The organism is Paraconexibacter sp. AEG42_29, from assembly GCF_040581415.1.
Lineage (GTDB): Bacteria > Actinomycetota > Thermoleophilia > Solirubrobacterales > Solirubrobacteraceae > Paraconexibacter.
The window spans coordinates 5,040,805-5,061,771 of sequence record NZ_CP114014.1 but is presented as its reverse complement, the minus strand read 5'-3'; the positions used below and the strand labels follow the sequence as shown (position 1 = coordinate 5,061,771).

Genomic DNA, 20,967 nt, shown 5'->3' with positions numbered 1-20,967 from the left:
GTGGTCGACGCTAGCGCGCGTTCGGGTCAGCGGCCCGAACCCGGCGCGCAGAGCGTGTCACCGATGACCCGGGTACACGCGACCCGCGCTCACACCAGGTGACAGAGGAAGGACGGGTTCGTGCTGCGCTGGTCGGCCGCGCCGGCCGGATGGGCGTGGAAGCCCCCGGCAGCGACGACGCTGAGCGTGACCGCACTCACGACGGCCCCGCCACGTGCCGCTGCGCGGAGCGTCGCGGCTGCGGGCCGGCGTTGCAGGCCGACGGAGGCGAGGAGGAGCAGCACGACCTGCACGGTCAGCCCGGTCACGACGCCGGGAGTGGCCCCGCCGGTGCCGGTCCGGACGATCAGCGCGCCGGCCGCCGCCAGCAGCACGACCCCGGCGGTGGCGCCGATCGCCAGGCAGCGACGCGAGGGGCGAGCGCACAGCCATGCCGCCCAGGCCAGCTGGCCGGCGCCGAGGGCCACGCCACCCGCGATCGTCGCGCTGGCCTCCGCGGGCAACGAGGCCGCGCCGGCAAGGTGCCAGAGGCCGGCCGTGACCGCGACGGCTGCGGTGACGTACCGCAGGACGAGCTGGGGATCGAGCGGCGGTGGGTCGTCGAGCGTGCCGAGCGCTGGGCCCATCCCCTGTCTGTCGGCACCTGCGCGCCCGACCTTGAGCGGCGCGCTCAAGTGTGGACACTGGCTGCCGATATACCCTGGACGTGGACAGCTCGCCCGATCCCCGCTGCGCGTCGCACGGATGATCCGCGTGTCCGCCATCGAGGTCTGGCCGGTGGCGGCCGCAGCGAACACGGTCATCGCGGGCTGCTACTTCGCGATCGTGTGGGTGATCACCGGCGGCCTCGTGCGCACCCGGCAGGTCCGCACCAACGCGCTCGGCGTCGCCACCGCGCTGATCTTTCTCACGTGCGGGGTGCATCATGGCGCGCACGCCGCCCACCTGTTGATGCCGCTCGTCGCGGCGGACGCCCACGGGGAGGCGATGCGCCAGGCGTTCAGCTGGCAGATGGCGATCTGGGACATCGTCGGTGCGGGGGTCGGCATCACGTACCTCAGCCTGCGCTCGTCGTTCGGCCGGCTGCTGCAGACGCCGGCGATGTTCCGCGACATGTCCCAGGCACGCGTCGAGGCGGCGATCGCCGCCGAGCACGAGGCGCTGAACGAGGCCCAGGCCATCGGGCAGATGGGCTCGTGGCGCCGTGACGAGGCGACGGGCGAATGGCACACGTCGGACGAGTTCCGGCGGATCTTCGAGCTCGCTCCGGACGAGGACCCGAGCGCTCGGTGGGCGGCGATCCATCCGGACGACGTCGCGGCGGTCCAGGCGGTCGTGGGCCGCGCCCGGGACGGCGCGGTCGCCGGTGAGGCGCGCTACCGACTGACCCGGACCGACGGCAGCCAGGCGCATCTGCAGCTGCGGGCACGGCCCGTGATCGACGACTCCGGTGCGGTCGTCGCGGTCGCCGGCACGATCCAGGACGTCACGCAGCAGACGGCGATGGAGGCGGCGCTGCACCACGCCGAGCAGCGTTTTCGCACCGCCTTCGAGGCGGCGCCGATCGGTGTGTGCCTGTTGTCGAGCGACGCGCTCCTCAGCGGGGGACTGCGCATCGCCTCCGCCAACGAGGCGATGGCGGCGCTGGTCGGCCAGCCCGTGGCGCAGCTCGCGGGTGTCTCGCTGCTCGTGCTGGTCCACCCCGAGGACCAGCGGCTGCTTACCGAGCGCGTGAAGGAGCTCGACCGGGAGACGAGCGACAAAGCGGAGGTGGAGTGCCGCCTGATGCATCGCGACGGCCACGTCGTCTGGGTGCAGATCAGCGCGGCCGTCGTCCCGCCGCACGAGGGCGAGCCGCGGATGATCATCGTCAACGCCATGGATCTCTCCCAGCGCAAGGCGTTCGAAGGGCAGCTCCAGCACCTCGCCGACCACGACGCTCTGACCGGCCTCTACAACCGCAGGCGGTTCACCGAGGAGCTCGACCGCTGCATCGCCGAGGCCGCGCGCTACGGGGAGCCGGGTGCGGTGCTCTTCCTCGACCTCGACGGTTTCAAGTTCGTCAACGACTCCCTCGGGCACGCGGTGGGCGACGACCTGATCGCCCGGGTGGGCAGCATGTTCGCCGCCGCCGTCCGGAGCACCGATGTCCTCGCCCGCGTCGGCGGGGACGAGTTCGCGCTGATCCTGACCCGCAGCGACGAAGCGGACGCCGTCCGCGTCGCGGAGAAGCTGCTGTCCAGCATCCGCCGCGAGGGCGTCGTCGTCAGCCACGACCGCCACGCGCACGTGTCGGTCTCGATCGGCATCACGCTGTTCGCTGCCGACGACGACCTGACCGCAGACGAGCTCGTGGTCGAGGCCGACATCGCGATGTACGACGCGAAGGACGCCGGCAAGGATCGGTACTGCGTGTACGAGCGCACCGCGAACCGCCAGGCGCAGATCACCGTCCGCGAGAACTGGAACCAGCGTCTGTCCACGGCCGTCGACGAGAGCACGTTCGTCCTGCACGCCCAGCCGATCGTCTCGCTCTCAGCGCCGACGCCACCGACGTTCGAGCTGCTCCTGCGCCTCCCGGACGGGCACGGTGACCTGATCCCGCCGGGCACGTTCCTCTACAACGCCGAGCGCTTCGGCCTCATGACGCGCATCGACCAATGGGTCATCACGCAGGCGGTCGGCCTGCTCGCCGACAGCCACGCCGCCGGCGTCGACCTCGCACTCTCGGTCAACGTCTCCGGCAAGACGATCACCGACCCGAGCCTCAGCGCGTTCGTCGCCGGCCTCCTGGAGCAGTACACGATCACCCCCGGGCGCCTGATCATCGAGATCACCGAGACCGCGGCGATCACCAACATCGAGCGTGCCCGTGCCCTGGCCCGCGACCTGCGCACGCTCGGCTGCCAGATCGCGCTGGACGACTTCGGGGCCGGCTTCGCGTCCTTCTACTACCTCAAGCACCTCGACTTCGACTACCTGAAGATCGACGGCGAGTTCATCCGCCACCTGTGCACCACGCCCAGCGACCAGCTCGTCGTGCGTGCCGTGGTCGACATCACGCGCGGCCTGAACGCCCGCACCGTCGCCGAGTTCGTCGGGGACGACGCGACGGTTGCGATGCTCACCGCGTTCGGCGTGGACGCGGCGCAGGGATACCACCTCGGCCGCCCGGCGGCGCTCGCCGACCGCCTCCCGCACCTCTCCGGCCGGCTACATCCGGCGGTCGGTCACCCGAGCCTGCCGGGGCTGCGGCGGACCTGATCGAGCACGACCATGGCGGCGCAGACGGTGGCGCCAGAACGGCGCCCGGGCGAGGGATCGCTGGTCGGGCGGTCGCCGGATGAGAGCCGCGCCGCCCCGGAAACACGACAGCCTCCCGAACGGGAGGCTGTCGCTCACATCGCTTTCGTGTGGCCGCCAGGCCTACTCCATCAATCAGCCGCAGCCGGTGTTGTTGCCGCAGCTGGAGCACGTGTAGCACGAGCCCGTCCGCTGCATCATGCCGCCGCACTGACCGCACGCCGGGCCCAGGTCGAGGCCGACCATGCGGACCGGGACGACCGGGGGCAGCTCGGTCAGCGCCGTCGTGGGCGCGACCGCGGGGGTCGGGACCGACACGGCCGGCGTCGCGGCCGCCGGGCCGTTGGTGTCCGACGAGGTCACCGACAGCGAGACGTCCTCCGCGACCTTCCGGGCGCGGACGGCCGGGGTCATGATGCCCAGGTCCTCCTGCGCGTCGGCGTCGAGGAAGCGGGACGCGAGCCAGCGCATGATGTAGTCCGGCATCGACTTCGCGAACGGGATCTCCGGGTTCTGGGTGATCCCTTCCGGCTCGAAGCGCATGTAGGCGAACTTGCTCACCAGCGTGTCGAGCGGCACCCCGTACTGCAGCGCGATCGAGACGGCGGTCGCGAACGAGTTCATCATGCCGCGGAGGGTCGAGCCCTCCTTGCCGACGTCGGTCAGGAAGATCTCCCCGACCGAGCCGTCGTCGTACATGCCGGCGGTGATGTAGCCCTCGTGGCCGCCGATCGAGAACTTGTGCGTGATCGACTGGCGCTCGCGCGGCATGCGCTTGCGGGTCGCCTTCGCGCCGGCCTCGGCGAGCGTCGCCCTGACCGTCGCCTCGGCGACGAGCTCGTCGACCTGCTCCTGCGTGTACAGGCCCTCGACGGCCTCCGCGATCTCCTCGGCGGACTTGCCCTGCTCCGCGTCGGTGCGCAGCGCCTGGGCGGTCTTGGAGCCGTCGCGGTAGATGGCGAGCGCCTTGATGCCGCCCTCCCACGCCTTGATGTAGGCGTCCGCGATGTCCTCGACGGTCGCCTCGTGCGGCATGTTGACCGTCTTCGAGATCGCGCCCGAGATGAACGGCTGCACGGCGCCCATCATGTTGATGTGGCCCATGTGGCTGATCGCCTGGGTGCCGACGGCGACGTCGAACACCGAGAGGTGCTCCGGCAGCAGGCCCGGGGCGCCGACGATCGTGTTGTGCTCGTCGATGTGGGCGACGACCTGCGAGACCTGCTCGGGCGTGTAGCCGAGGGTCTGCAGCGCCAGCGGCACCGTGCCGTTGACGATCGTCATCTGCCCGCCGCCGACGAGCTCCTTGAACTTGACGAGCGAGAAGTCCGGCTCCACGCCGGTCGTGTCGCAGTCCATGAGGAAGGAGATCGTGCCGGTCGGCGCAAGGACCGTCGCCTGCGCGTTGCGGTAGCCGTACAGCTCACCGGCGGTGACGGCCTCGTCCCACACGGTGCGGGCGGCGGCCAGCAGCGGCGCGTCCGTCGAGAACTCGTCGTTGACCGAGTACGCGGCGTCGCGGTGCATGCGCATCACGGCGTTGTGCGGGTCGCGGTTCTCCGCGTAGCGCTCGTACGGGCCGATCGCGGCAGCGACCTTCGCCGACTGCAGGTACGCACGACCCGTCATCAGCGCGGTGATCGCAGCAGCCGTCCCGCGACCGAGGTCCGAGTCGTACGGCATGCCGTTCGACATCAGGTAGGCGCCGAGGTTCGCGTAGCCGAGGCCGAGCTGGCGGAAGGCGCGGGCGTTGACGCCGATCTCCTCCGTCGGGTACGACGACGGGCCGACGATGATCTCCTGCGCGAGGAAGACGATGTCCACGCAGTGCTCGAACTGGGCGACGTCGAACGACCCGTCCGCCTTGCGGAACTTCATGAGGTTCAGCGACGCGAGGTTGCAGGCCGAGTCGTCGACGTGCATGTACTCCGAGCACGGGTTGGACGCGTTGATCCGCCCCGAGTTCGGCGACGTGTGCCACTGGTTGATGATCGTGTCGTACTGGATGCCCGGGTCGGCGCAGCGCCAGCCGGCCTCCGCCATCTCCTGCAGCAGCTGCCGCGCGGGGACCGGGTCGCCGACCGGCTCGCCGGTCTTGCGGGCCTTGAAGTACCACGGCGCGTCGTCGCGGACCGCGCGCATGAACTCGTCCGTCACGCGGACCGAGTTGTTGGCGTTCTGGTACTGGATCGACGTGAAACCGTCGCCGTCGATGGACATGTCGAAGCCTGCGTCGCGCAGGGCCGCGGCCTTGTCCTCCTCCTTGGCCTTGCACCAGATGAACTCGCGCACGTCCGGGTGGTCGATGTCCAGGACGACCATCTTCGCCGCGCGGCGGGTCTTGCCGCCGGACTTGATCGTGCCGGCCCAGGAGTCGGCGCCGCGCATGAACGACACGGGCCCGGACGCGGTGCCGCCCTTGGAGAGCGGCTCCATCGACCCGCGGATGTTCGACAGGTTGATGCCGGCACCAGAACCGCCGCGGAAGATCTTGCCCTCGCGCGTGTTCCAGTCCAGGATCGAGTCCATGGTGTCGTCGACCGACAGGATGAAGCAGGCCGAGCACTGCGGGCTCTCCTCGAAGCCGACGTTGAACCAGACCGGCGAATTGAACGCGGCCATCTGGTGCAGCAGGATGTAGGTGAGCTCGGCCTCGAAGGCGTCGCCGTCCTCGGCGCTGGCGAAGTACCCGCGCTGGCGGCCCCAGTCGGCGATCGTGCCGGAGACGCGGCCGATCATCTGCTTGACCGAGCGCTCGCGCGAGGGCGAGTCGAGCGACCCGCGGAAGTACTTCTGCGAGACGATGTTCGTCGCGTTCTGGGACCAGGACTTGGGGAACTCGACGTCCTTCTGCTCGAAGGACACCTTCCCGCCGAAGCCGATGCGCGCGTCGCGCAGCTCCCAGTCCACGGTCTCGAAGGGGTGGACCCCCGGTGTGGTGTACTTCCGGGTGATCGACAGGGCGGTCCCTGTCGAAACGGTGGTGCTGGGTGCGGCGTGTGATGCGCTTTCCACGGGCCCTCTGACTCCTCTCACGCCGCAAAAGTCGCTATTTGCGGCGGCAAAATTGATGATCTGGCGGTAACGAAGGAGTGTCCGTCATGGGTCGGACGGACCGGCGCAGAGTTCCCGCAACGTGGGCAGAAACCCATTTCCGCGACGTCAGATCGGTGCCATCCAGGATAGGGCCCGCGGCGGCGTCTCAGCCGGTCGGGGCGACGTTCGCAGGGGCACCGGGAGGCGCCGCCGCCAGGCCGCGGGGAAGGACCGCGGCCGCGCCCACGAGCGCTGCTGCGAGCAGCGCGGCGCAGACCGCCAGCGCCGTGTGCAGGCCGCTGGTCCACGCCGCGGCGTCGGCGCCGGTGAGGCGCCGGCCGCCGTCGCCCGCGGTGCCCGCCTGGGCCAGGACGATCGCCCCGATGACCGCGACGCCGAGCGCCTGCCCGAGCTGCCGGCTCGCGTTGTGGACCGCCGACGCCATCCCCGTCCGCGCGCGGTCGACCGTGGTGATCGCCGTGACCGTCATCGGCGGCAGGGCGAGGCCGACCCCCGCGCCGAGCAGCGCGAACGTCCACCAGAGGCTGCCGCGGGCGAGGTCGACGTCCAGCCTCAGGCGCAGCACGACGGTCGCCGCGCAGGCGAGCCCCAGGCCGATCAGGATCGGCGTGCGCGGCCCGAGCCGGCCGGTCAGCCGCCCCGCGACCGGGGCGCACAGTGCGACGGCAGCACCGAACGGCAGCAGGTGCAGTCCCGTCGTCCCCGGCCCCTCGCCCTGCACCTGCTGCAGGAACGACGCCATGAACACGACGATGCCGGTGAACGCGAAGAAGACCGTGGCGCCGCTGAGGTTCGCGACGACGAACGCCCGGCTGCGCAGCACGGCGGGGTCGACCATCGGCGCGACGTGGCGGCGCTCGACCACCGCGAAGGCCGCGAGGGCCCCCACGGCCACCGTCCCGGCGATCAGGATCCCCGCGGAGGTCCAGCCCGCCTGGCGGCCCTCGATGATCACGAACGTCAGTCCCGCCAGCCCCGCCGTCAGCAGCGCCGCGCCGCGCGCATCGAACGGGTGCTCGGGCGGGGCGGGCCGTGTGCGGGGGATCGTCCGCCACCCCACCACCGCGAGCACGGCGAGGATCGGCACGTTGACGGCGAAGACCCCGCGCCAGCCGACCGCGTCCACGATCGCGCCGCCGAACGTCGGCCCGGACGCAAGGCCGATCCCCGAGCCGGCGCCCCAGAGGCCGATGGCCTGGGCGCGTGCGCGCGGGTCCGGGAACGTCTCGGACACGATCGCCAGCGAGGCGGGGAGGACGAGGACAGGTCCGAGCGCCTGCACCACCCGGCCGGCCAGCAGCCACTCGATCGACGGCGCGACCGCACAGGCCAGGGACCCGAGCGCGAAGCAGCCGAGGCCGGCGAGGAACGCGTCCTTGCGGCCGAACCGGTCGCCCGCGGCGCCGCCCGCGATCAGCAGCGACGCGAGCACCAGGACGAACGCGTCGATCACCCACTGCAGCTCGGTGCCGTGCGCGCCCAGGTCGCGTCCGATCGGCGGGACCGCCACCGCAACGACGAGCGACGTCGCCGTCGACAAAATCTGTGCGGCGGTGACGACCGCCAGGATGAGGTAGCCCGGGCCGACCCGCCCCGGGCGTGAGGTCACCGGCCGAGGCGCAGCCAGTCGCGGAACTCGGCCCAGGCGGCGGACGTCCGCCACCCGGCCTCCGCGGTGGCGTGGCGCGAGCGCACGACCCAGCGCGGCTCGAAGGCGAGCCAGCGGGTGGAGAAGACGGCGAGGGCGGCAAGGGCCGCGAGGGCGGCAAGCAGGGCGAGCGCGACGAACGGCGCGGGCAGGTCGCTGTCGGAGCTGGTGTTGCGGGCGGCGGCGAGGATCGCGCCGTCGGCGACGACAGGGGCGGGGGTGACGGACGGCGCCGGCTGCGGCGTGGGCGTCACGGCGGCCTGGGTCGTCGGGGCGGCGGTGCTCGTCGTGGGCGCCGCAGTGCCCTGCGCCGGGGTGTTGCCGGCGGGCGCCGCGCCGGTCGTGCCGCCACCCGTCGTCGGCGCGACGGCCGCGCCGGTGTCCGTGTTCTTCTTGGTGCCGGCGGCCTTCTTGTCGCAGACGCCCTGTGCGCGCTGCTTCAGCGCGGCGTCGACCGCGTCCTTGAAGTCCGGTGCGTACTGCTCGAGGTTCGGCGGCACCGAGTTCTTCGCCTTGGTGAGCTCCGCCGAGGTGAACTTGCACGGCTCGATCGCGCCCTTGTTGATCAGGTTCGTCGACACCTGCTCGAATACGCTTGCCGCCTGCGCGCCCGCCGGGACGCCGAGGGCGACCAGGAGCGTGCAGAGAACGGCGAGGGACAGGCTGCGGTGGGGGCGCATCAGCCCGGTCAATGCTAGCGTCGCCCCCAGTTCGATGGCTCACTCCGGTTCCCTGCCAACGTCCGTGGGCCCCCACCGGCCGGCCGGGCTCACCGCATCGCGAGCGCCCTTCGGCCTGCTCGTAGCGCTGCTGATCACGACGACGTACGCCGTCTTCGCGCACGGCGCGACCGACACGCCCAGCGAGACCCGCGTCCAGCTCGCGCTCGCCGTGCTGGCGCTGCCGACGGTCGGCGCGCTGGCTGTCGGGGGGCGGACGGCACTGCGGGCGGACGGGCTGCGCTCGGCCCGCGTCGGGCTGCTGCTCCTGCTGGCCTTCGCGGTCTGGAGCGCGCTGACGATGCTGTGGTCGGTCGCCCCGAGCAGCACGTGGACCGAGGTCAACCGCGCGGTCGCGTACGCGCTGATGGCCGGGCTCGGGTTCGTCGTCGCTGCGAACCTGCCGCGCGCGCTCGAGCGGCTCGCTGTCGGCTTCCTGGGGCTGGTCGTGGTCGTCGCGCTCTACGGCCTCGGCATCAAGACGATCCCGGGCGTCAACCTGCTGGGGGTCGACTTCAACCAGGCTGGGACCCTGAGCCGGCTGCAGTCCCCGCTGGACTACTGGAACGCGCTCGGGCTGCTGCTCGCGATGGGCATCCCGGTCGCGCTGCGGATCGCGGGTGACGTCACCCGCGGCCGTGCGGCGCGCATCGGGGCGGTCCTGGCGATCTACGTCCTGATCATCGACATCGGGATGACCTACTCCCGCGGGGCGATCGTGGCCGTGGCCGTGTCGCTCGTCGTGCTCGCGGTGCTGGGACGCGATCGGCTGGCGACGCTCGTCGCGGCGGTCGTCGCCGCGCTGGCCGCCGCCGGTCCGCTCGCGCTCGCGCTGACGAAGGACGGCCTGTCGACCAGCGGCATCCCGCTCGGGACCCGGATCCACGACGGGCGCCAGCTGCTCGCGCTGACGGCGCTCGTCGCGGTCATCGTGATCGCGGTGGTCGCGGCGCTGCTGCGGCACGAGGACCGGCTGCGGTGGCCGGCCGCACGGACCGCCACGGTGGGACGGCTGATCGTGGTCGCCCTGTCCGCGGTCGTCCTGCTCGGCGTCCTGGGGGCGACGGCGGGCACGCGCGGCCTACCCGGGAACGTGCACCAGGTGGTCCGCGACTTCACCATCCCGACCGCGGACAAGCAGACCGACCCGTCGCGGCTGACCACCACGACGTCCGGCAACCGCTGGATCTGGTGGAACGAGGCGCTGGGGGCGTGGTCCGACAAGCCGCTCGGGGGCTACGGCGCCGGGTCGTTCCGCACGACGCACCTCTTCTACCGCCCGAACACGATCGCGGTGTCGCAGCCACACTCGGTGCCGCTGCAGTTCCTGGCCGAGACCGGGCTGATCGGGCTGCTGCTGGCGTACGGCGGGCTGGGCGCGCTCTTCTTCGCAGCGGTGGCACGGGTCCGTGCACTGCCGGACGGCCGCGAGCGCGAGCTCGGCGTCGCGCTGCTGGCGGCGGCGATCGCGTGGGTCGTCCACGGGCTGTTCGAGTGGGACTGGGACATCCCGGGCGTGACGCTGCCGGCGCTGCTGCTGCTCGGGGCGGTCGCGGGGGTGACGCGGTCGGGTGATGCGCCGGGGTCCGGTCCCGGGCCCGGTCCCGGTCCGGGGCTGGGGGCCGCCGCCGCGCCGGGGCCGCCGCGGGTGGTCGTGTTCGTCGACCCCGAGCGGGAGGGGCGGCTGCGGCCGGCGACCGTCGCCGGGGTGGTCGCGGTGACGATCGCGCTGTTCGCCTACGCCACGTCCGCCATCCTGCCGGCGTGGTCGGCGAGCAAGTCCGACGCTGCCCAGGCGGCCATCGGGCAGGACGCCGTGACCGACGACCAGCTGCGCAGCGCGGCGGCGAAGGCCGACCTGGCCGCGCGTCTGGATCCCGTCAGCATCGAGCCGCTGCTCGTGTCCGCGACGATCGCGCAGCGCCGCGGCCGCGACCTCGAGGCGCGCGAGGACCTGCTCGAGGCGGTCGGCCGGCAGCCCGACAGCTCGCGGGCCTGGAACGCGCTCGCGGCCCTTGCCCTGCCACTGGCCGACCGGCAGGGCTTCATCGACGCGACCGCGCGCGCGCTCGAGCTCGACCCGCACAACCCCTTCCTGCGCACGCTCGCGGCGCGCGCAATCTCCTTCGCGACGCCTCCGGGTGAGAGCGCGACGGCGACGGGCACGCCGCTCCCGGCCGCGGCCGGGTCGGCGGCGACGCCGGCGCCCGCGGCCGCGACGGGGACGGTCACCCCGGACCCCGCGTCCCCCATCGCCGGGGCCCCGGGCACCGACCCGGGGTCCACGCCGCCGGGCAGCGTGACGGGTTCCCCGCCGCCGGGGACGACGACTCCGGGGGTGACTCCGGGGGTGACTCCGGGGACGACGACCCCGGGGACGACGACGCCTGGCGAGGCGACGCCGGGAACGACGGCCCCGGCCGCGCCGACGACTCCCTAGACCGCCGGCGGGCAGCGCCCTGCGGGTGTCGCGGGCCCGTCGTGTCGCCGGGGCAGCTCAGGCCGTGGCGATCTTCACGAGGCCGAGCACGAGCGCGACACCGGCGGTGATCGCCATCAGCAGCAGGGCCACGCCGATCAGGCGTTCGGTGAGGGCCCGGCCGGCGACGGCGCGGCCCGGGGCCGGCTGGGGGACCGTCGCGCTCCGCGATCGCGGGCCGTCGAGCGCCGCAGTGCGCTTGGTCAGCCGGACCGGCGCCGGGGCGAGCTGGACGTCGTCCGGGTCGAGCCCCTCGGCCGCGGCGCGCCGGTAGGCCTCGGCCTCCTCGCGGTGGTGCTCGGCGTGGGCCCAGGCCTCGGCGGCGTGGGCGGCCTCGTCGTCGGCGCGCGCGTGCGCGGCCTCCGCTGCCCGGGACTGATCGGCCGCGTGCGCCCGGGCCTCCGTGAGCGCCGCCTCCGCCGCGTGGACCTGGTCCTGACTCCGCGCGAGTGCCTCGGCCAGGGCGGCTTCCGCGTCGGCGGCGCGCGCCTCTGCGGCGGCGGCCTCGGCGGCCGCGGCGGCCTGCACCTCCGCGAGGGCGTCGAGGTCGCCGCTGGCGCTCGCTCGGGCCGTGCTGAGCGCGACCTCGGCGGCGTGCGCGCGGGCCTCGGCGGCTGCAGCTTCGGTGGCGGCGCGAGCGGCCGCCTCGGACTCGACGGCCGCGTCGTCCTGCGCGCGGGCACCCACCGACTCCGCGGCGCGGGCGCGCGCCTGCGCCTCGGCCAGCGCCGCCTCGGCCGCCGTCGCCGCCGCGTCTAGCTGCAGCGCCTGCTCCTCGGCGGCGGCGCGGGCGGCGTCGGCCTCGCGCGCCTCCGCCTCGGCTGCGACCCGCGCCGCGTCCGCCTCCCGGGCGTGGGCGTCCGCGGCGGCCCTGGCCGTCGTCAGCTCCCGGGCGCGGGCCTCGGCGGCCGCGCGGGCGGCGTCCGCCTCACGGGCGTCGGCTTCCGCAGCGGCTCGCGCGGCGTCGGCCTCGCGCAGCTCCGCCTCCGCGACGCGGCGCGCTGCTTCGGCCTGCTCGGTCTCGGCCTCCGCCGCGCGGCGCGCTGCCTCGGCCTGCTCGGTCTCGGCCTCGGCGGCAAGGCGTGCCTCTGCGGCCTGCTCGGCGTCGGCTTCGGCGGCGAGGCGTGCGGCTTCGGCTTGCTGGGTCTCGGCTTCGGCGGCGAGGCGTGCGGCTTCGGCTTGCTCGGTCTCGGTTTCGGCGGCGAGGCGTGCGGCTTCGGCTTGCTCGGTCTCGGCTTCGGCGGCGACGCGCGCCGCGTCGGCAGTGCGCGCGTCCGCCTCAGCGGCGGTCCTTGCGCTGTCGGCCTCGCGCGCCTCGTCCTCGGCGGCTGCGCGGGCCGCGCCGGCGTCCTGCGACTCGGTCTCGGCCGCAGCGCGTGCTGCATGGGCGTCTTGGGCGAGGGCGCTGTGCTGCCGGCCCGATGCCTCGTGGGCGGCGAGGGCCCGCAGGGCGTCGGCGGCGCGGCCCTCGGCGTCCTCGGCACGGGCCGCGAGCTCGAGCGTGCTCGCCTCGGCCGCGACCGCGCGCGCTTCCGCGGCGGCGGCTGTCGCGGCGGCGGCCTCGGCAGCGGACTCGGCCGCCGCGAGCCGCTCGCGTGCCTCCTCGGCGTCGGCCACCGCGGCGGCGCGAGCGGCTTCCAGGCGCTCGGCCTGCTGTTCGGCCCGTTCGGCATCGTCGATGGCGAGGTCGTGGTCGATCTCCGCCTCGGTGCGCAGTCGCTCGTGCTCGGCGGCGGCAGCCTCGGCCCGGGTCCGCTGCTCCTGCGCAACGGTCAGCGCGGCCTCGACCTGGGTCCGCTGCTCGTGCTCGTCGGCCAGCGCGGCCTCGGCCGCAGCGCGAGCCTCGGTCGTCGCGTCGAGCTCGGTCCGCAGCTCGGCCACCCGTGCGTCGAGATCGTCGCGCCCCGACGTGGACGTCTCGACCGCGCCGCGGAGGGCGGCGAGCTCGGCCTCCAGCTCGACGCCGCGGGCCGCCGCGGCGTCGCGGTCCTCGGCGAGGACCCGGAGCTGGTCCTCGAGCACGCGCTGGTCCTCGCGGGCGTCGGCCAGGAGAGCGGCGGTGGTGGCGTGCTCCTCCGCGAGCTCCGCCGCCTGCTGCTCGGCGGTCGTTCGCGCGGCGGCCTCGTCGTCATGACGGCCGCCGGCGTCCTCCGCCTCGCGCCGGGCGGCAGCGAGCTCTTCCTGCGTCGCGGCGAGCTCCGCGCGCACGGCGTCCAGCTCGGTGGCGCGCTCGTCGGCGGCCGCGAGCGCGATCGCGCGCTGCTCGGCGGCGTCGGTGTGCCCCGACGCCTCCTGCTGCGCGGCTTCGCGTGCCGCAGCAAGCTCGGCGCTCAGCGCGGCGAGCTCGTCGGACCGGGATGCCTCCGTGGCGGCGGCGACCTCGGCCGCCGCGCGGGCCGCGGCCAGCTCGGCGGTGAGGGCGGCGATCTGCGCCTCGGCGTCGTCGCTCGCCGCGCGGTGCTGGTCGACCGCCGCGGACGTGTCGTTCTCGAGCGCGTCCGCGCGCCCGACCGCCTCGGCCAGGGCGGTGCGCGCCTCCGCGAGTGCCGCTGCCAGCTCGTCGGTGCGGGCCTCGGCGGCGCGGCGGACACCCGCGTGCTCCTGGAGCGCCGCACGGAGCGTCGGGAGCTCGGCGGCCTCGCGCTCGAGCTCGAGCCGCCGGCGTCCCTCCGCCGCAAGGCGCTCCTCGAGCTCGGCGCGAGCGGCGGCTTCGCCGCTCGACAGCTGGACGCTGCCCTCGAGCCCGCGAACCTGCGACCGCAGCGCACCGACCCGCTCCTGCAGGTCCTGCACGGTGGCGACGGCCTCGTCCCGCTCGCCGGTGACGACCGCTCGCGCGTCGGCCTCGCGGGCGGCGGACTGCTGCGCGGCGGCGAGCGCGCCCACGGTCTGCTCGATGCGCAGCTCGGCCGCAGCGAGCTGCTCGGCGACCGCGTCCCGCGCGGCGGCGGCCTCAGCGGTGGCTTGCTGCTCCCGGGCGAGGGCGGCGGCGGCTTCCGCGGCGGCGTCCGCCGCCGCGGCACGGTCGGCGTCGCGCTCCGCAGCAACGGCAGCGAGTGCTGCAATCGCCGAGTCGGCTGCGTCGAGGTGCTCGGCGTGCGCCGCGGCGAGGGCCGCGTCCTTGTCGGCGAGGCGCTGGCTGGTCTGCCGCTGGTGCGCGGCGACGAGCTCGTCGCGTTCGGCCTTCGCTTCGGCGAGGGCGCGGTCGCGGGCATGCTCGGCGGCGAACTCGGCCTCGCGCTTGGCGTCAGCCACCGCGGCGTCGCGTTCGGACAGGGCCCGCTGGGCCCGCTCGCGGACGCCGGCGACGGCCGCCTCGCGGTCCGCGATCGCCTGGTCGGCTGCGGCACGCGCGGCCGTCCGCACCGTGTTGAGCTCGGCCGCAGCCGCCGTCGCTGCCTCCGCGGCGCCGCGCTCGGCCGCGGCGAGCGCCTCGAGGAGCATCTCGGCCTCGGCGACGCCGGCAGCGACCTGGTCGGTGGCCTTTGCCGCCTGCGCCTGGGCCTCGGCGGCCAGTGCCTCCGCGGTACCGACCCGTTCCTCGGCCGCGGCCACCGCGGTCAGCGCGCGGGCCTCCGTCGCGGAGCGGTCCTCCTGGGCGGCGGTCGCCACAGCGGCTGCGGCGGCGGCCTGCGCCTCGGCCTGCTCGGCGCGGTCCGCCTCGGCGTCCGCCCTGGCCTCGGCGACGGCGGCGTGCTGCTGGGCCTGCTCGGCCAGGACGAGCGCGTCCTGCGCCTCGGCGCGCGCCTCGCTGACAGCGGTGTCGGCGGCGGCGCGGGCCGCGTCCGCCGCGGCACTCGCGCGGGCCTCGGCGTCCGCGATGCGGCCGGCGGCGTCGGCTTCAGCGGCGGCGAGGCGCGTGGACGTGTCGTCCTCGGTCGCGGCGAGACGCGCGGTGAGGTCGGCCGCGACGGCCTCGGCGGCGGCGACACGCGTGGACGCGTCCTCCTCGGCGGCGGCGACTGCAGCGGCCGCTTCCTGCCGGGCTTCGTCGAGCTCGGTCGCTGCTGCGGCGCGCACGGCCTCCACCGCGGCCTCTGCCTCGCTGCGGGCCGCCGCGAGCGCCGTGGCGGCCTCGGCCTGCGCTCGCTCGGCCGCGTCAGCCGCGCTGCGCTGCGCCTCGGCGGCATCGGTCCGCGCCGCTTCGAGTGCGGCCGTCGCCTCGGACCGGACCTGCTCGGACTCTGCCGCTGCTGCGGCAGCGGCTGCTTCCGCGTCGGCGACGGCCTGCGCAACAGCGGCGGCAGCCTCCGACCGGGCGGCAGCGACCGCGGCTTCGGCGGCCGTTTCGGCGGCGTCGATGCGCTGGGCTGCGTCGGCCCGAATCGTGGCTTCGACGGCGTCGAGACGCCGGGCCGCTTCGGCCCGAATGGCGGCATCGGCGGCCTCGATCCGCTGCACCGCGTCGGCGCGGGCGGCGCCGAGCTCGGCCTCGGCCTCGCTGCGCGCGGACGCGAGCGCCTCATCGGCGGCCGCCCGCGCTGCGGCGGCGGCCGTAGCTGCGTCGGCGTGGACCGCCTCGACCGCACGGGCCGCCTCGGTGCGGGCGGCCTCGATGGCCGCGTCCGCTTCGGCACGGACCCGTGCGAGCTCCTCACGGCCGGCGTCCATCGCGGCCGCGTCGTCCTGGGCCTGCTGGGCGGCCGCGGCGGCCGCGGTCGTCGCTGCCTCGGCGGAACGTGCCGCCTCGTCACGGGCCAGGTCGAGCTCCGCGCGCACGGCTGCGCTCTCAGCTTGCGCCGTCTCGACGGCGGCGTCGGCCTCCGCGCGGGCCTGGTCGGCCTGCCGGCGTGCCTCGGCGCGGGCGGCCTCGATGGCCGCATCCGCTTCTTCGCGAGCCTGATCGGCTTGCCGGAGTGCCTCGGCGCGGGCGGCCTCGATGGCCGCGTCTGCTTCCACGCGAGCCTGCTCGGCCTGTTGGAGCGCCTCGGTGCGGGCGGCTTCGGCGGCGGCGTCGGCCGCGTCGCGAGCCTGGTCGGCCTGTTCGCGCGCCTCGCCGCGGACCGCTTGGATGGCAGCATCGGCGTCCGTGCGGGCTCGCTCGGCCTGTTGGAGCGCCTCGGTGCGGATCGCCTCGATGGCGGCGTCGGCGTCCGTCCGGGCCTGCGCCGCGATCGCGTCAGCGTCGGCGAGGGCGGCGTCAAGGTCCGCCCGGACCGATGCGGTCCGGGCGTTCGCGGCGTCGACAGCCGCGGTGGCCTCGGCCTGGGCGCCGGCGACCGCGGCGTTCGCTTCGGCACGCGCGCTGTCGACCGCCGCGCTCGCCTCCGCCTGCGCACTCGCGACTGCCGTGGCGGCGTCGGCCCGTGCCCGCTCGACCGCGGCCTGCGCCTCGTCCGCCGCGCGTGCCGCGTCGGCGCGGGCGGCGTCGAGCTCGGCGCGGGCTGCGGCGGCGTCGGCCTCTGCCGACTCGACCGCGGTGGCTTCGGTGCGGGCGCGGTCGGCGAGCGCGGCCGCCTCGGCCCGTGCCTCGTCCAGCGCGGCGGCGGCCTGTGCCTGGGCCCGGGCGTGTTCGGCCCGTGCCTCTTCCAGTGCGGCGGCGGCCTGTGCCTGGACTTCGTCGTGCTCGGCCTGCGCCGCCACGAGTGCGGCAGCGGTCTGCGCTTGCGCCTGGGCGTGCTCGACCCGCAGCTGTTCGTGGGCGGAGGCGGCGCGTGCCTGCTCGGCGCGCGCTGCTTCGACGGCGGCCGCGGCATCCGCCAGCTCCTGAGCGCTCTCCGCCCGTGCCTGCTCCAGGGCGGCCGCCGCCTGCGCCTGCACCTGTTGGAGGTCCTGGCTCGCGGCGGCGGCTGCGGCCTCGGCCGCCTGGACAGCGGCGTCGGCGTCAGCGCGGGCGGCGTCCAGCGTGACCTGGCCCTGCTCACGCTCGGCGCTCAACGCGGTGTCCAGCTTGACCCGGGACTGCTCGCGCTCCGCCGTCAGGGCGGCGTCCAGCTGGGACTGGGCCTGCTCCCGCTCGGCCGCCCGTGCTGCCTCGATCTCTGCCTCTGCGGCGCCGGCGGCCTCGGCGCGAGCACGGTCGACTGCTGCAGCCGCATCCGCGTGGGCGGCGTCGACGGCGGCGGTCGCCTCGCGGCGCGCCTCCTGGACCTTGTTCGCGGCGACGCTGAGGGCCGCGCGGACCGAGGCGGCGGCGTCGGCCTCGACGACCTCCGCCGTGGCGGCGGCCTCAGCTCGCGCCGCGTCCGCTGCTGCCTGCGCGGCATCGACGGCAGCTGCGGCCTCGCGCTCGGCGGCGGCCAGCTCGGCCCGCGCCGCCTCGGTCTCCTCCCGGGCGCGGTCGACGGTCGCGGCGATCTCACGCCGCTCGGCCTCGTGCTCGGCCTGCTGACGCTCCGCGGCGGCGATGGCCGACGCTGCCGCCTGCTGCGCGGCGTCGGCTTCGCTGCGCGCTGCGAGCGCGTCTGCTCGCGCAGCGTCGATCGCCTCGGCGCCCTGTTCGCGGGCGGCACGGACCGTGGCCTCGGCGGCGGCCTCGACGGACTCGAGCTTCGCCTGGGCCTCGGCCTCGACGGCCGAGGTGCGGTCGTCCGCCTCGGCACGTGCGGTCGCGATCTGCGCCTCTGCGACTGCTCGGGCTGCGGCGACGGTCCCCTCGGCCTCCGTCCGGGCCGCGGCGACGGCCTCGGCGGACGCGGCAGCCTCGTCGCGTGCAGACGCGAGGGCGGCCCGGGCGTCGGCGAGCTCCCGGTCGGCGCGCTCCCGAGCCACCTCGCGGGCCGCGGTGGCTTCAGCCCGGGCGGCGGCGACCGCTGCGGCCGTGGCGGCGTCGGCCTCGGCCCGCACCGCCGCGACAGCGTCGTCCGCCTCCTTCCGCGCCGCGGCCACTGCCGCCTCCGCCTCCGCCTGTGCGGCGTTCAGCGCCTCCGCCGCCTGAGCGCGGGACGCGTCGACCGCTGCTGCGCCCTCCGCGCGAGCGTCGTCGATCGCTGTCTCGGCCTCGGCGCGGATGGTGAGGGACGCGCCCTCGGCGTCGCGGCGTGCCTCCGACGCCTCGGCCTGCGCCGCCGCGATCGCAGCCTCCGCGTCGCGCTGGGCGGCTGCCGTCGCGGCCGCGGCCTCGGTGTGCGCAGCGTCGACGGCGGCTGCCGCATCGCGCTGGGCCGCGGCGACTGCTGCCGCGGCCTCCGCCCGCGCCGCCTCGACGGTTTCCCTTGAGCCGGCCCGCGCCGCCTCGATGGCGGCCGCCGAGTCACTGATCGCTGCCTCGACCGCGGCCGCGGCCTCGCGCTGCGCCGCTTCGACCGCGGCGGTCAGATCGGCCTGTGCCGCGCCGGCCGCAGCCTCTGCGGCGGCAACCGCCGCCTGCGCATCGCGCTCCGCGCGCGCGGCCGCCTCGCCGATTTCGGCGGCCCGCGCCTCGGCGTCGGCCACCGCACGGCGCGCGTCCTCCTGCGCGCGGAGCACGCGCGCGTCCGCCGCCTCGATTGCCGCTCGTGCCGTCTGCTCGGCGCCCGTCACGCGCTCAGACGCGGTGCGGTCGCTCTTATCGGCCCACGCCTCGGCGGCCGTCGCCCGGCGGGCCGCCGTCGCGGCCTCCTCCTCGGCGGCAGCGGCCTTCTCGGCGCTCGCCTTGGCGGCCTCGGCGGCCTGTCGAGCGGCAGCGTCGGCGGCCGCGACGCGACGCTCCGCTTCAGCGACCGCGGCGTCGACGGCGGACTGCGCCGCGGCTCCCTTCTGCTCGGCCTCGTCCACCGCAGCAGCGGCCGCGGCTTCGGCAGCCGCTCGGCGCTGCTCGGCTTCGTCGACCGCGGCGGCCGCGCGGTCCTGCACCGAGTCGGCGAGCGTCTGGGCCTCGGCCCGCGCCGCCGCGATGGACTCCTCGGCGTGAGCCTGCGCCGCCGCGACCGCCTGCTCGGATTCCACCCGCGCCGCCGCGACCGACTCCTCCGCCTCAGCCTGCGCCGCGGCGACCGCCCGCTCGGCCTCGGCCCGCGCCGCCGTGACCGCCTGCTCGGCCTCGGCGCCCGCGGCAGTGGCGGCCGCCATGGCCGTCTCGCGCGCCTCGACCGCGACCGCGAGCCCGGCCTGCGTCCGGGTCGCCTCGTCCTCGGCCGCCGCCTGCGCGGCCAGCGCGGTCAGCGCGTCGCCCTCGAGCTCGGTGCTTCGCGCCTGCGCCGCCTCGGCAGCGTCGCGGGCCGCCGCGGCGTCCGCTGCCGCAGCAGCGGCGCGGGCCTCGGCGTCGGCGACGCGAGCAGCGGCCTGCGCCGCTTCAGCGCGGTCCCCTTCGGCCTCGGCACGGGCAGCGTCGCGCTCGGCTTCGCCCTGGGCCAGCGCCTCCTCCGCTGCGGCCACCGCAGCAGCGGCGCCGGCCTCCGCAGCGGCGGCGCGCGCCGACGCCTGCCGGGCCTCCGCCAGGGCGTCCTCGGCAGCGGCCTGAGCCTGCACGCGGTCAGCTTCGGCAGACGCGGCTCGTGCCTCGGCCTGCGCGGCGGCATCCCGTGCGGCCTGCTCGGCGGCTTGTGCCTGTGCCTGTGCGGCGGCGAGCTCGGCGGCGGCGCGCTCGCGGTCCTGCTCGGCGCCGGCGACGGCGGCCGCGCTGCGGGCAGCGGCGTCCTGCGCCGCCGCCTCGGCCGCTGCCTGCTCGAGCGCCGCGGCCTCGGCGGCGCGCGCGCTCTCCTGCGCCCCGGACTGCGCGGTGTCGGCCGCAGCCCGCGCCGCGGCAGCGTCCTCGCGGGCACGTGCCGCGGCGACCTCCGCCACCGCGCGTGCCTCGTCCGCGGCCTGCACGGCGCCGGTGAGCTCGGCCCGCGCGGCCGCGTCGGCCTCGGCGGCTGCAGCGGAGCGCGCCGCGTCGACTTCCGCGGCGGCCCGCTCGACGAGTCCCTGCGCCTCCGCTCGCGCCTGCTCGCGGAAGCTCGACAGCTTCGCCCCGAGCTCCTCCCGGGTGGCGACCACCGCGTTCTCGCGGTCGATCCGCGCCTGACGCAGGGCCGACTTCAGGTCCCGCTCGAGCGCGTGGGCCTGGGCCAGCTCCGCCCGCGCGGCGTCGGTCTCCTTGGCGGCACGCTGCGCCGTGTCCACCGCGGTCCGCTGGTCCTTCATGAGCTCGGCGACGTGCGCCTCGAGTGACGCGAGGTAACCGCCCGCCTGCTCGCGCTCGCTCGCCTGCTCCTGGGCCTGGGTCTCCAGGTCGGCGCGCGCCCGACGCTCCGCGTCCACGCGCGCCTCCGCCTCGGCCCGCGCACGACGTTCCTCGGCCAGCCGCGCCTCCAGCCGGCGCAGCGCGTCCCGGCGCTCGACCGCGACCTTCTCGGCCTCCTGCCGCCGGCGGCGCTCGGCAGCCATTGCCCGGCGCAGCTCCACGACCGCCGGGCCGTCGCCCGCGACGACGACGTCCGCGGCCTCCGGACCGGCCCCCGGCTCCGCCGCCGGCGCTCCCCGCACGGGCGCGGCACGACGCTCCGGCGGCGGCAGGTCGACCAGGACCTCGTCGCCGCCGTCGAGCGCGAACGCCACGCGCGGCCCCAGCAGGTCGGCCGAGACGCGGAACGCCGCGCGCCACGTCGTGCCCTCCGGGGTGGCCAGCGGGGACGCGTCGTCGGGACCGGGGAGGGGTGGCAGTCGCTTCGTCCGGCGTCCGTCGTCCAGCAGCAGGACGGGGGACGGCAGGCGCTCGCGCTGCGGGGCCCGCCACGTGCCCTGCAGGCGCAGCAGGACCGTGCCGGGGGACGCGTCGACGCGCTCGAAGAGCTCGACCGCGAAGGTGGGCTGGCGGGAGCTCACCGGCTCGTGTTGCGCGTGGAAGAGGTCATCCTGGC

7 protein-coding genes are annotated in these 20,967 nt (G+C 76.0%); 2 read left to right on the top strand and 5 right to left on the bottom strand.

All coding sequences use genetic code 11. The annotated features are described in order from the left end of the window. Window positions 1-89 precede the first annotated feature (89 nt). The gene (locus tag DSM112329_RS24200) at window positions 90-626 is read right to left on the bottom strand and encodes a hypothetical protein (protein WP_354699129.1); all 537 of its coding nucleotides are present in this window, start codon (window positions 624-626) and stop codon (window positions 90-92) included. A 127-nt stretch (window positions 627-753) separates the two neighbouring features. Between DSM112329_RS24200 and DSM112329_RS24195 the strand changes: the two genes are divergently transcribed. Further along, window positions 754-3,264, top strand: a complete 2,511-nt coding sequence (locus DSM112329_RS24195) for an EAL domain-containing protein (protein ID WP_354699128.1) — start codon at window positions 754-756, stop codon at window positions 3,262-3,264. Window positions 3,265-3,438: 174 nt separating this feature from the next. Here the strand turns inward: DSM112329_RS24195 and DSM112329_RS24190 are convergent, their stop codons facing one another. From DSM112329_RS24190 to DSM112329_RS24180, 3 genes are all read right to left on the bottom strand, one after another. Then, window positions 3,439-6,318, bottom strand: coding sequence for a vitamin B12-dependent ribonucleotide reductase (locus tag DSM112329_RS24190; protein WP_354699127.1), 2,880 nt, complete (start codon window positions 6,316-6,318; stop codon window positions 3,439-3,441). Between the two features lie 187 nt (window positions 6,319-6,505). After that, window positions 6,506-7,969, bottom strand: coding sequence for a DHA2 family efflux MFS transporter permease subunit (locus tag DSM112329_RS24185; protein ID WP_354699126.1), 1,464 nt, complete (start codon window positions 7,967-7,969; stop codon window positions 6,506-6,508). Then, a complete protein-coding gene (locus DSM112329_RS24180) occupies window positions 7,966-8,688 on the bottom strand; it encodes a hypothetical protein (RefSeq protein ID WP_354699125.1) in 723 nt (240 codons plus the stop codon). The genes DSM112329_RS24185 and DSM112329_RS24180 overlap by 4 nt, the downstream gene beginning before the upstream one ends. 64 nt (window positions 8,689-8,752) lie before the next feature. On the opposite strand from DSM112329_RS24180, the gene DSM112329_RS24175 reads away from it, so the two are divergent. After that, window positions 8,753-11,167 carry an O-antigen ligase family protein gene (locus DSM112329_RS24175; RefSeq protein WP_354699124.1) on the top strand — a complete coding sequence of 805 codons (2,415 nt, stop codon included), beginning with the start codon at window positions 8,753-8,755 and terminating at the stop codon, window positions 11,165-11,167. Window positions 11,168-11,224: 57 nt separating this feature from the next. On the opposite strand, the gene DSM112329_RS24170 is transcribed toward DSM112329_RS24175, so the two are convergent. Continuing rightward, window positions 11,225-20,932 (bottom strand): hypothetical protein, encoded by a 9,708-nt coding sequence (locus DSM112329_RS24170; RefSeq protein ID WP_354699123.1) that lies wholly within the window; start codon window positions 20,930-20,932, stop codon window positions 11,225-11,227. Window positions 20,933-20,967 lie beyond the last annotated feature (35 nt).

What these genes read in the sequence shown, in the direction of transcription:
- DSM112329_RS24200 (WP_354699129.1), bottom strand. Translation starts at nt 626, where the DNA reads ATGGGCCCAGCGCTCGGCACGCTCGACGACCCACCGCCGCTCGATCCC.
- DSM112329_RS24180 (WP_354699125.1), bottom strand. Translation starts at nt 8,688, where the DNA reads ATGCGCCCCCACCGCAGCCTGTCCCTCGCCGTTCTCTGCACGCTCCTG.